The organism is Kitasatospora sp. NPDC008050, assembly GCF_042957465.1.
GTDB lineage: Bacteria > Actinomycetota > Actinomycetes > Streptomycetales > Streptomycetaceae > Kitasatospora.
Genome location: NZ_JBIBIJ010000013.1, coordinates 144,742 through 157,091, shown reverse-complemented (window position 1 = coordinate 157,091; position 12,350 = coordinate 144,742). Strand labels below are relative to the sequence as shown.

The 12,350-nt window shown below is 76.6% G+C and carries 1 protein-coding gene (running past one end of the window); it reads left to right on the top strand.

What is annotated here, in order from left to right; genetic code table 11:
• Window positions 1–12,345: the 3' end of a type I polyketide synthase gene (locus ACFZB9_RS24655; protein WP_391450488.1), read on the top strand. Its footprint begins 16,209 nt before the window's first position; 12,345 of the gene's 28,554 nt are visible here — the last part of the coding sequence; the start codon falls outside the window, past its left edge; it ends in the stop codon at window positions 12,343–12,345.
• Window positions 12,346–12,350: the final 5 nt, after the last annotated feature.

Sequence of the window (12,350 nt, the reverse complement as noted above, 5' to 3'; positions counted from 1 at the left end):
GCCGCCCGGGGCCGGCTGGCCTTCCTCTTCACGGGGCAGGGCAGCCAGCGCCCGGCGATGGGCCGCGAGCTCTACGAGCGCTACCCGGTGTTCGCCGAGGAGCTGGACGCCGTCCTGAGCCGCTTCGACCTCGAACTCGACCGCCCGGTGCGGGAGGTGCTGTTCGCCGCGGCGGGCACGCCGCAGGCCGCGCTGCTGGACGACACCGGCTGGACCCAGCCCGCGCTGTTCGCACTCGAAGTCGCGCTCTACCGGCTGGTCGAGTCCTGGGGCCTGCGGCCCGACCACCTGGTCGGGCACTCGGTCGGCGAGCTCGCCGCCGCCCACGTGGCCGGCGTGCTCTCGCTTGCGGACGCCTGCCGCCTGGTGGCGGCCCGCGGCCGGCTGATGGCCGCGCTGCCGGCCGGGGGCGCGATGGCCTCGCTGGAGGCGGGGGAGGAGGAGGTGCGGCCGCTGCTCGACGCGGCGGTCTCGATCGCCGCGGTCAACACGCCGACCGCACTGGTCGTCGCGGGCGAGGAGCCGGCCGTCCAGGCGCTGGTGGACCGCTTCACGGCCCAGGGGCGCCGGACCAAGCGGCTGCGCGTCTCGCACGCCTTCCACTCGCCGCTGATGGACCCGATGCTCGCCGCCTTCGCCGAGGTCGCCGCCACGGTGACCTACCACGCGCCGGTGATCCCGCTGGTCTCCACCGTCACCGGTGAACTCGCCACCGCCGAGCAACTCCGCTCGCCCGACTACTGGGTGGACCAGGTCCGCCGCACCGTGCGCTTCGCGGACGCCGTGCGCCTGCTCGCCGAGCAGGGCACCACCACCTTCCTGGAGCTGGGCCCCGACGGCGTGCTGGCCGGCGCCGCCCGGGAGACCCTCGGCCTCGGTGACGCGGCGCGGTCGACCGCGATCGCGGCCCTGCGGGCCGGGCGCGCCGAGGAGCCGACACTGATCGGCGCACTCGCCGGCCTGTACACGAACGGTGTGCGGCTGGACTGGGACGCGGTCCTCGCCGGCACCGGCGCCCGCCGCGTCGAGCTGCCGACCTATCCGTTCCAGCGCCGGCGGTACTGGCCGACGGCCGACGCCGTCCGGACCGCCGGCCAACCGGACCAGGCGGACGCGGAGTTCTGGTCGGCGGTGGAGCGCGCCGACCTGTCGGCGCTCGGCGCCGACCTCAGTCTGGACGACGACACGCTGCGGGCGATGGTGCCCGCGCTGTCGACCTGGCGCCGCGGGCGGCGCGAGCGCTCGACCGTGGACGGCTGGCGCTACCGGGTCACCTGGCAGCCGCTCAGCGGCGCGCCCACCGGGCGCCCGGCCGGGACCTGGCTGCTCCTCCTCCCGGCCGGCGAGGCCGTCGGCCAGGAGTGGCTCGACTCGTTCTTCGCCGGCTCGGTCCGCCTGGCGGTCACCGGCCGGGACCGGGCCGCGCTGGCCGCGAGCCTGGGTGAACTCGGCGCCGCCGGCCACGAGTTCACCGGCGTGCTGGCCCCACTCCCGCCGGGCGAGGCGGCGCTGCCCGCGACCGTCACCGCGGTGCAGGCGCTCGGCGACGCCGGGATCGAGGCACCGCTGTGGTGCCTGACCCGCGGCGCGGTCACGACCGGTGGCGCCGACCGCCTCACCGACCCCGCGCAGAGCGCGGTCTGGGGCCTGGGCCGCAGCGTCGCGCTCGAACACCCGCAGCGCTGGGGCGGCTTGGTCGACCTGCCGGAGACGGTCGACGAGAGCGTCGTGCGCCGACTGGCGGCCGCCCTGGCCGGCGGCGCGGGCGAGGACCAGCTGGCCCTGCGGCCCGCCGGCACCTTCGCCCGCCGGCTCGCCCACCAGCCGGTCGGCGAGCGGCCCGCGGCGCGGGCGTTCACCCCCACCGGCACCGTGCTGGTCACCGGCGGCACCGGCGGCCTCGGCGGGCAGGTCGCCCGCTGGCTGGCCGGTCAGGGCGCCGAGCACCTGCTGCTGGTCAGCCGCCGCGGCCCGGCGGCACCGGGCGCGGACGAGCTGAACCGTGACCTCACCGCGCTGGGCGCCCAGGTCACCGTGGTGGCCTGCGACACCGCCGAGCGCGAGGAACTGGCGGCCGTGCTGGCCGCCGTCCCCGAGGAACTGCCGCTCACCGCGGTGTTCCACACCGCCGGCGTGGTCGCGGACGGTGTCCTCGACTCGCTGACCGCCGAGAGCTTCGCGGCCGTGCTGCGCCCCAAGCTCGACGCCGCGGTCCACCTGCACGAGCTGACCCGCGAGGCCGAGCTGTCGGCCTTCGTGCTGTTCTCCTCCACCACCGCCACCTTCGGCGCCGCCGGGCAGGCCAACTACGCCGCCGCCAACGCGTTCCTGGACGCCTTCGCGCAGCACCGGCGGGACCAGGGCCTGCCCGCGACCTCCATCGCCTGGGGCCCCTGGGCCCAGGCCGGCATGGCCGCCGAGGGCGCGGGCGTCGAGGCGCGGGTGCGCCGGGGCGGATTCGCGCCCATGGCACCGCGACTCGCCCTCGCCGCGCTCGGGCACGCGCTCGGGTCCGACGACCCGGTGGTGACCGTGGCGGACATCGACTGGCAGCGGTTCGCCACGGTGTTCAGCGCCGTGCGGCCGAACCCGCTGGTCGCCGACCTGCCCGAGCTGCGCGGGTCCCGCCCGACAGCCGGGAAGGCGACGACGGGTCAGGAGTCCGAGCTGCGGCGGCGACTGGCCGAGCTCACCGGCTCGGCGCGCGGGCGCCTGGTCCAGGACCTGGTGCGCGCCCACGTGGCTGCCGTCCTGGGCCACGCCGACCCCGCGGCCATCGAGGCCGACCAGGCCTTCACCGACCTCGGCTTCGACTCGCTGACCATCGTGGAACTGCGCAACGCCCTGACGGCCACCACGGGCCTGCGCCTGCCCACCACCTTCGTCTACGACCACCCCAACCTGCGGGCGCTCGCCGAGTTCCTGCTCGCCGAACTGCTGGGCTCACTACCGCTGGGCTCGCTGCCCGGCTCGCGGCCCGGCCACGAATCCGTCGCACCGGCCCCCAGGGCCGTGGACGACGACCCGATCGCGATCGTCGGCATCGGCTGCCGCTTCCCCGGCCAGGTGGAATCCCCCGAGGACCTGTGGCAGGTGCTGATGCGGGAGCAGGACGTGATCTCGACCTTCCCCGCCGACCGCGGCTGGGACCTCGACGTCCTGGGGCACGGCGCCTCGGCCACCCTGCAGGGCGGCTTCCTGGACGGCGTGGGCCGGTTCGACGCCCGCTTCTTCGGGATCTCGCCGCGTGAGGCGATCGCGATGGACCCGCAGCAGCGGCTGCTGCTGGAGACCTCCTGGGAGGCGCTGGAGCGGGCCGGCATCGTGCCGGACTCGCTGCGCGGCAGCGCCACCGGCGTCTTCGTCGGCACCAACGGCCAGGACTACACCTCGGTGCTGCGCCGCGGCACCGCCGACGTCCAGGGGCACGTGGCCACGGGCAACGCGGCCAGCGTGATGTCGGGACGGCTCTCCTACCTGCTGGGCCTCCAGGGCCCGGCCGTCACCGTCGACACCGCCTGCTCCTCCGCCCTGGTGGCCATGCACCTGGCCGCGCGCACGCTGCGCAGCGGCGAGTGCTCGCTCGCCCTGGCCGGCGGCGTGTCGGTGATGTCCAGCCCCGACGCGTTCATCGAGTTCACCGCCCAGGGCGGGCTGGCCCCCGACGGCCGCTGCAAGGCGTTCGCCGATGCGGCGGACGGCACGGCGTGGTCGGAGGGCGCGGGCGTGCTGGTGCTGGAGCGGCTCTGCGACGCCCGTCGCAACGGCCACCAGGTCTGGGGCGTCCTGCGCGGCGCGGCCGTCAACCAGGACGGTGCGAGCAACGGGCTGACCGCGCCGAACGGGCGCGCGCAGCAACGCGTCGTCCGCCAGGCGCTGGCCGACGCCGGCCTGGCACCGGGGCAGGTCGACGCGGTGGAGGCCCACGGCACCGGGACCACCCTGGGCGACCCGATCGAGGCCCACGCGCTGATCGCGGCCTACGGGCCGGAGCGCGAGCGCCCGCTGCTGGTGGGTGCGGTCAAGTCCAACCTGGGGCACACCCAGGCGGCGGCCGGTGTCGCGGGGGTGATCAAGATGGTCATGGCGATGCGGCACGGCGTGCTGCCCAGGACGCTGCATGTGGACGAGCCGTCCTCGCACGTGGACTGGTCCGGCGGCGCTGTCACGCTGCTGCGCGAGGCGCGGCCGTGGCCGCGCACCGGGGAGCCGCGCCGGGCGGGTGTGTCCGCCTTCGGCGTCAGCGGGACCAACGCGCACGTGATCGTCGAGCAGGCCCCGGGCGCCGAGGAGCCGGCCGAGCCGCCCGTGGCGGTGCCCTCGGTGGTGCCGTGGGTGGTGTCGGGCAAGTCCTCGGCGGCGCTGGACGCGCAGCTGGCGCGGGTGTCCGCGGTGCGCGAGCTCTCGCCGCTGGACGTCGGCTACTCGCTGGCCACCGGGCGGGCGGGCTTCGGGCACCGGGCGGTGCTGCTGGACGGGGCCGAGGTGGCGCGCGGGGTGGCCGAACGGCGTTCGACCGCCGTGCTCTTCTCCGGGCAGGGCTCGCAACGCCTCCGCATGGGAGGGGAGTTGTACGACCGCTTCCCGGTGTTCGCGGACGCCTTCGACGCGATCTGCGCGGAGCCGGGCTTCGAGTCGGTGCGCGAGGTGCTCTGGGGCACCGACGCCGAACTGCTGGACCGGACCGTGCACGCCCAGGCCGGGCTCTTCGCCGTCGAGGTGGCGCTCTTCCGGCTGGTCGAATCCCTCGGCCTCCGGCCGGAGTTCGTCGCCGGGCACTCGATCGGCGAGGTCGTGGCCGCGCACGTGGCCGGCGTCCTCTCACTCGCCGACGCCTGCGCGCTGGTGGCCGCGCGCGGCCGCCTGATGCAGGCGCTGCCCGAGGGCGGCGCGATGGCGGCTCTCCAGGCGACGGAGGACGAAGTCCTGCCGCTGCTCGGGGACCTGGTGTCGATCGCCGCCGTCAACGGCCCCGAGTCCCTCGTGCTGGGCGGCGCCGAGGCCGAGGTCCTGCGTGTCACCGCGCAGTTCGCGGCGCGCGGCCGCAGGACCACCCGCCTGCGGGTGAGCCATGCCTTCCACTCGCCGCTGATGGAGCCGATGCTGGCCGAGTTCCGCGCCGTGCTGGCGGGCCTGACCTTCGAGCGGCCGTCGATACCGCTGGTGTCGAACGTGACCGGCGGCCTCGCCACGCCCGAGCTGGTGTGCTCGCCGGAGTACTGGGTGCGCCATGTCCGGGAGGCCGTCCGCTTCGCCGACGGCCTGCGGGCGATGGCCGACGCTGGTGCGAACGCCTTCCTGGAGCTCGGCCCCGACGGGGTGCTGACCGCCCTGGTCCAGCAGAACCTGGACCAGCAGGTGGTGGCCGCCCCGGTGCTGCGCAAGGACCGCGCCGAGGAAGCCGCGCTGGTCACCGCCCTGGCCCGGCTGCACGTCGCGGGCGTGGCGGCCGACTGGGCCCGGGTCTTCGAGGGCACCGGCGCCCGCCGGGTGGACCTGCCGACCTACGCCTTCCAGCGCGAGCTGTACTGGCCGGACCGCGCGCCCGCACCGACCGCGGCCGCGGACCCGGTGGAGAGTGCCTTCTGGTCCGCGGTGGAGCGCGAGGACCTCGACGCGCTCGGCGCCACGCTGGAACTCGGCGACGGCAGCGCCCTGTCGGCGCTGCTCCCGGCCCTGTCCGCCTGGCGCCGCAAGCGCTCCGAGCACTCGACCGTCGACACTTGGCGCTACCGGGTGGTCTGGCAGCCGCTGGCCGCTCCGGCGGCCACCGCGGCTCCCCGCAGCGGGGGTTGGCTGGTGCTGGTCCCGGCGGGCCGCGCCGGCGAGGCGTGGACGGCCGCCCTGGTCACCGCGCTCGGCGCGGACGCGGTGTGCGTCGAGACCGATCCCACCGACCACGACGCCTTGGTCGCCCGCCTGGTGGAGCTCGGCACGGGCGCGGCGGGCGTGCTGTCGCTGCTCGCCACCGCCGACGAACCGCTGCCCGGTGGCCTGGCCCGGCCGGACGCGCTGGCCGCGGCGGTGGCCGCGGCCGGCCTGGACGCTCCCGTGTGGTGCGCCACCCGGGCAGCGGTGTCGGTGGGGCGCTCCGATGCACCCGCCGACCCGGCCCGGGCCGCCGTCTGGGGCCTGGGCCGGGTGACGGCCCTGGAACACCCCGGCCTGTGGGGCGGGTTGATCGACCTGCCGCAGGAGCTCGACGAGCGGTCGGCGGGCCGGCTGTGCGCTGCCCTGGCCCGCGGCGACGCCGAGGACCAGCTCGCGCTGCGCCCCTCCGGCGTCTTCGCCCGGCGGCTGGTCCGGGCCGCGAGCGACCCGGCGGCCACCGACTGGCGGCCGCACGGCACCGTGCTGGTGATCGGCGAAGCCGCCGGGTTCGGCGGGCAGGTTGCCCGCTGGCTCGCCGGCGAAGGCGCCGAGCACGTCCTGCTGCTCGGCCCGGCCGACCCGCAGGCCGCCGAGCCGACCGCGCTCACCGCCGAACTGGCCGAGCGTGGAGTCGGGTTCACCCTCGCGACCGGCGACCCCGCCGACCCCGAGGCGCTGGCGGCGATCCTCGCCGCCGTCCCGGAACGGCTCCCGCTCACCGCGGTGGTCCACGCCGGCCACAGCACCGAGCTGTCCCGGCTGAGGGACGGTGTCGACAACCTGGAAGCGGCGCTCGGGGACCGGCCGTTGGACGCGTTCGTGCTGTTCGCGTCGATCTCCGGGATCTGGGGCGTCCGCGGCCAGGAGGCCGGCGCGGCGGCCAGTGCCTACCTGGACGCGGTGGCCGAGCGCCGCCACGCACGGGGGGCGAGCGCCCTCTGCGTCGCGTGGGGCGCCTGGGCGGAGAACACCCCGGCCTCCCTCACCCAGCACCTGCGGGTCAGCGGACTGCCCGTCATGGACGCCGGGCGGGCGCTGTCGGCGCTGCGCCGGGCCGTCACGGACGGCGCGCCCACCGCCACGGTGGTCGACGTGGCCTGGGACCGGTTCGCGCCGGCCTTCACCCAGGGCCGCCCGAACCCGTTCCTCGCGGAGCTGCCCGAGGCGCGCGCGGCCCTGGCCCGGGCGGCGGACGGCGCGCGGGAGCAGGCGTCCACCGCCGGCACCCTGCGGGCCGAGCTGCTCGCCCGCTCCACCGCCGACCAGGCCGAGGCGCTGCTGTCGCTGGTGCACACCGAGGTGGCCGCCGTGCTCGGCCACCCGGACACCAGCGACATCCCGGCGGCTCACGCGTTCAAGGACCTCGGCTTCGACTCGCTGACCGCCGTCGACCTGCGCAACCAGCTCAAGGCCGCCACCGGTCTGGCCCTGCCGGCCACGCTGGTCTTCGACTACCCGACCCCGGCGGCGCTCGCCGCCCACCTGCGGGCCGAACTGCTCGGCGCCGAAGAGCAGGAGAGCGGAGCCCCGGCGGAGCCCGGCTCGGCCGACGACGCCGACGATCCGATCGTGATCGTCGGCATGGGCTGCCGCTATCCCGGTGGCGTCCGCTCGCCCGAGGACCTGTGGGAGCTGCTGCTCGCGCGGGTCGACGCGATCGGCTCGTTCCCGACCGACCGCGGCTGGGACCTCGACCGGCTGGCCCGGGGCGACCGGGACGGGCGCGGCCGCAGCGTGACCCGCCACGGCGGATTCCTCTACGACGTGGCGGACTTCGACGCCGCCTTCTTCGGTGTTGCGCCGCGCGAGGCGCTGGTGGTCGACCCGCAGCAGCGGATCGTGCTGGAGACCGCCTGGGAGGCGCTGGAACGCGCCGGGATCGACCCGGTGGGCCTGCGCGGCGGCGGCACCGGTGTGTTCATCGGCGGCGGCAGCGGCGACTACCGGCCCGCCGCCGGCCAGCTCGGCCACGTGCAGACCGCCCAGTCGGCCAGCCTGCTGTCCGGTCGGCTCTCCTACACCCTCGGCCTCGAAGGGCCCTCGGTGACCGTCGACACGGCCTGCTCCTCCTCGCTGGTGGCGCTGCACCTGGCCGCCCAGGCGCTGCGCGCTGGGGAGTGCTCGATGGCGCTGGCCGGCGGGGTGACCGTGATGTCCACCCCGGTGGGCTTCATCGAGTTCGGGGAGATGGGCGCGCTCTCGCCGGACGGGCGCTGCCGGGCCTTCGCCGACTCGGCGACCGGCACCGGCTGGTCCGAGGGCGTCGGCGTGCTGGTCCTGGAGAAGCTCTCGCAGGCCCGCCGCCAGGGGCACCAGGTGCTCGCGGTGCTGCGCGGCTCGGCGATCAACCAGGACGGCGCGTCCAACGGCATCACGGCGCCCAACGGCCCGTCACAGCGGCGCGTCATCCGCCGGGCCCTGGGCAACGCCGGCCTCACGGCCGCGGACGTGGACGCCGTCGAGGCGCACGGGACCGGGACCACGCTCGGCGACCCGATCGAGGCCCAGGCCCTGCTGACCACCTACGGCCGCGACCGGGACCCGCAGCGTCCGCTGCTGCTCGGCGCGATCAAGTCCAACATCGGCCACACCCAGGCCGCCTCGGGCGTCGCCGGTGTGATCAAGATGGTGCTGGCCATGCGGCACGGCGTGCTGCCGGGAACGCTGCATCTGGACGAGCCGTCCTCGCACGTCGACTGGTCGGCGGGCGCGGTCGAACTGCTCACCGTACAGACCGCGTGGCCGGCCACCGACCGGCCGCGCCGCGCCGGGGTCTCGGCCTTCGGGGCGAGCGGCACCAACGCGCACGTGATCCTGGAACAGGCCCCGGCGACCGAGCCCGAGGCCGCGACGCAGCCGGCTCCGGTCACCCCCGCGGTGCTGCCGGTCACGCTGTCCGCCGTCACGCCCGAGGCGCTGCGTGCCCAGGCCGGCCGGCTGGTCGCCCACCTGGCCGCACACCCCGACCTGGCCGTCACCGACCTCGGGCACTCGCTGGCCACCACCCGATCGGCCTTCGAGCACCGGGCCACCGTGCTGGCCGGCGACCGCGCGGAGCTGCTGCGCGGTCTCACCGCCCTCACCCACGGCCGAGGCGCGGCGCACCTGGTGCGGGGCCGGGCGGCCCGGCGCGGCCGGACCGCCTTCCTGTTCTCCGGGCAGGGCGCTCAGCGGGTGGGCATGGGCCGGGAACTGTACGGCCGGTTCCCGGTGTTCGGGCAGGCCCTGGACGCGGTGCTGGCCCACTTCGACGCGCTGCTCGACCGCCCGCTGCGGGACGTGCTGTTCGCGCCCGCCGGCACGGCCGAGGCCGCGCTGCTCGACGACACCGGCTGCACCCAGCCCGCCCTCTTCGCCATCGAGGTGGCGCTGTTCCGCCTCGTCGAGTCCTGGGGCATCAGGCCGGACTTCCTGGCCGGGCACTCGGTCGGCGAGATCGCGGCGGCCCACCTGGCCGGGGTGTTCTCGCTGGCGGACGCCTGCTCCCTGGTGGCGGCCCGGGCCCGGCTGATGGCCGCGCTCCCCGCCGGCGGCGCGATGGTCGCCGTCCGGGCCACCGAACAGGAGGCGCTCGCCCGCCTGACCGGCGGGGTCTCGCTGGCGGCGGTCAACGGCCCGCAGGCCGTGGTGATCGCCGGTGACGAGCCCGAGGTCCTGCGGATCGCCGCCGACTTCGAGGCGGCCGGGCGCAAGACTAGGCGTTTGCGGGTGAGCCATGCATTTCACTCCGTACACATGGACGCGATGCTGGAGGACTTCGAGCGGGTCGCCCGGGGCCTGGCCTACCACGCCCCGAGCGTGCCGCTGGTGTCCAACGTGACCGGTGAGCCGGCCACGGCCGAGCTGGTCGGCGCCCCCGGGTACTGGGTGCGCCACGTCCGGGAGACCGTCCGCTTCGGCGACGGCGTGCGCGCCCTGGCCGCACACGGCGTGACCCGGTTCCTCGAACTCGGCCCGGACGGCGCCCTGACCGCGATGGTGGCGGACTGCCTCGGCGCCGAGTCCGAGCCGACGGACCGGCCCGTGCTCGCCGTACCGGCCCTGCGCCGGGACCGCGGCGAGGAGGCCTGCGTGCTCACCGCGCTGGCCCGACTGCAGGCCGACGGCCTGGACCCGCGCTGGTCCGGGGTCTTCGAGGGCACCGGCGCCCGCCGGGTCGACCTGCCGACCTACGCCTTCCAGCACGAGCGCTTCTGGCTGCAGGCCGCCGAGGCCGACACCGCCACTCAAGTCCGCTCCGAGGACGAGGAGTTCTGGACCGCGGTCGGCGCCGAGGCCTTCGACACCCTGGCCGGCACCCTCGACGTGGACGGTGACGCGCTCGCCAAGGTGCTGCCCGCCCTGCGGGACTGGCGCAGCCGGCGTGGCGAGCAGGCCACGGTGGACGGCTGGCGCCAGCGGATCGGCTGGCGGCCGCTGAACGGCGCGCACGCCGGTGCCCTGTCCGGGACCTGGCTCGCCGTCATCCCGGCGGAGCGCGCCGAGGAGGAGTGGATCGCCGCGGCCGTCGGCCTGCTCGGGCCCGACACCGTGCGCTTGACGGCCGACGCCGACACCGACCGGGAGGCCCTGGCCAAGCGGCTGCGCGAAGCGGCCGAGGAGGCCGGTGGTTTCGCCGGAGTCGTCTCGCTGCTCGCGCTCGACGAGTCGCCCGCCGTTTCCGCTGCCGCTGCCGCTGCCGCTGCCGCTGCCGTTTCCGTTTCCGTCTCCGCTGCCGCACCGGCGGACGGCACGGCGCCGGTGGGCGTGTCCGGCACGGCCACCCTGCTGCAGGCGCTCGGCGACGCCGGGATCGCCGCACCCCTGTGGTGCGTCACCCGGGGCGCGCAGGCGGTGTCGCCCGATGAGCCGGTGACCGGCCTCCGCCAGGCCGGGGTCTGGGGCCTGGGCCGGGTCGCGGCACTGGAGTACCCGCAGCGCTGGGGCGGTCTGATCGACCTGCCCGAGGAGCTCGACCGGCGCTCGGGCGCCCGGTTCGCCGGCTTCCTGGCGAACCCCGACGGGGAGGACCAGGTCGCGGTGCGCCCCTCGGCGCTCTACGGCCGCCGCCTCGGCCAACTGCCCGCCGGCGGTGCGCCGGTGCGCACCTGGGACCCGGCCGGCACCGTCCTGATCACCGGCGGCACCGGCGCCCTCGGCGCCCACGTCGCCCGGAAGCTCGCCGAGCAGGGCGCGCGGCACCTGGTGCTGCTCGGCCGGCGCGGCCCGGCCGCCCCCGGGGCGGCGGAGCTGCGGGCCGAGCTGACCGCCGCCGGGGCCCGCGTCACCATCGCGGCCTGCGACGCCGCCGACCGCGACGCGCTCACCGCCGTGCTCGCCGCCGTCCCCGCGGACGCGCCGCTCACCGCGGTCGTGCACGCGGCCGGCGTGGTCGACGACGGCGTGCTCGACAGCCTCACCCCGGCCCGCTTCGAACCGGTCTTCCGGGCCAAGGCCGCAGCCGCGCTGCTGCTGGACGAACTGACGAGGGACCAGGACCTGGCGGTGTTCGCCCTCTTCTCCTCCGCCTCCGCGGCGGTCGGCAACCCCGGGCAGGGCAACTACGCGGCGGCCAACGCCGTGCTGGACGCGCTGGCCGAGCGGCGCCGGGCCCAGGGCCTGGCCGCCACCTCGATCGCCTGGGGCGCCTGGGGCGGGGACGGCATGGCCGCCACCGACCGGGCGGCCGGCGCGGCCCAGCGGACCGGGATCCGGCCGCTCGACCCCGACCTGGCGGTGCTGGCGCTGCGGCAGGCGGTCATGGACCCCGAGCCGACGACGGTCGTCTCCGACGTCGAACCGGCGGTGTTCCTGCGCGCGTTCACGGCCGTGCGGCCCAGCCGGCTGCTCGCCGAACTCCCGGGCCAGGCCGGGCTGCCGGCTTCCGGGGCCGGACCGCGTGACGGCGGACCGTCGGCCGGGCCCGCCCTGCGCGAGGAGCTGGCCGGGCTCTCCCGGGCCCGCCGATCCGCGGTCGTGCTCCGGCTGGTCCGTGGCCGGGCGGCCGAGGTGCTGGGCCACCCGACCGCGGACCTGGTCGGCGCGGACAAGGCGTTCCGCGACCTCGGCTTCGACTCGCTGGGGGCGGTGGAGCTGCGCAACCAGCTCAACGCCGCCACCGGGCTGAGCCTGTCCGCGACGCTCGTCTTCGACCACCCGACACCGGCCGAACTGGCCGAGCACATCCTGCGGGAGCTGCTGCCGGGCGGCCGGGAGGAGCAGCCCGGGCAGGTCGAGGAACTCGACCAGGCGCGGATCCGGACCCTGCTCGCCTCGGTCTCCGTCGCCCAACTGCGCCGGATCGGAGTGCTGGAACCGCTGCTGAAACTGGCCGCCACCCAGGACACCGAGCAGGGCGCCGGGCACGGTTCCGGGCAGGGCGCCGGGCACGGTTCCGGGGCCGAGGACGCCTTCGACGAGTCGATCGACGCGATGGACGTCGAGGACCTGGTGCAGGCGGCCCTGCAGCACACCTCTGACCACGAGCAGGACTGACGGAG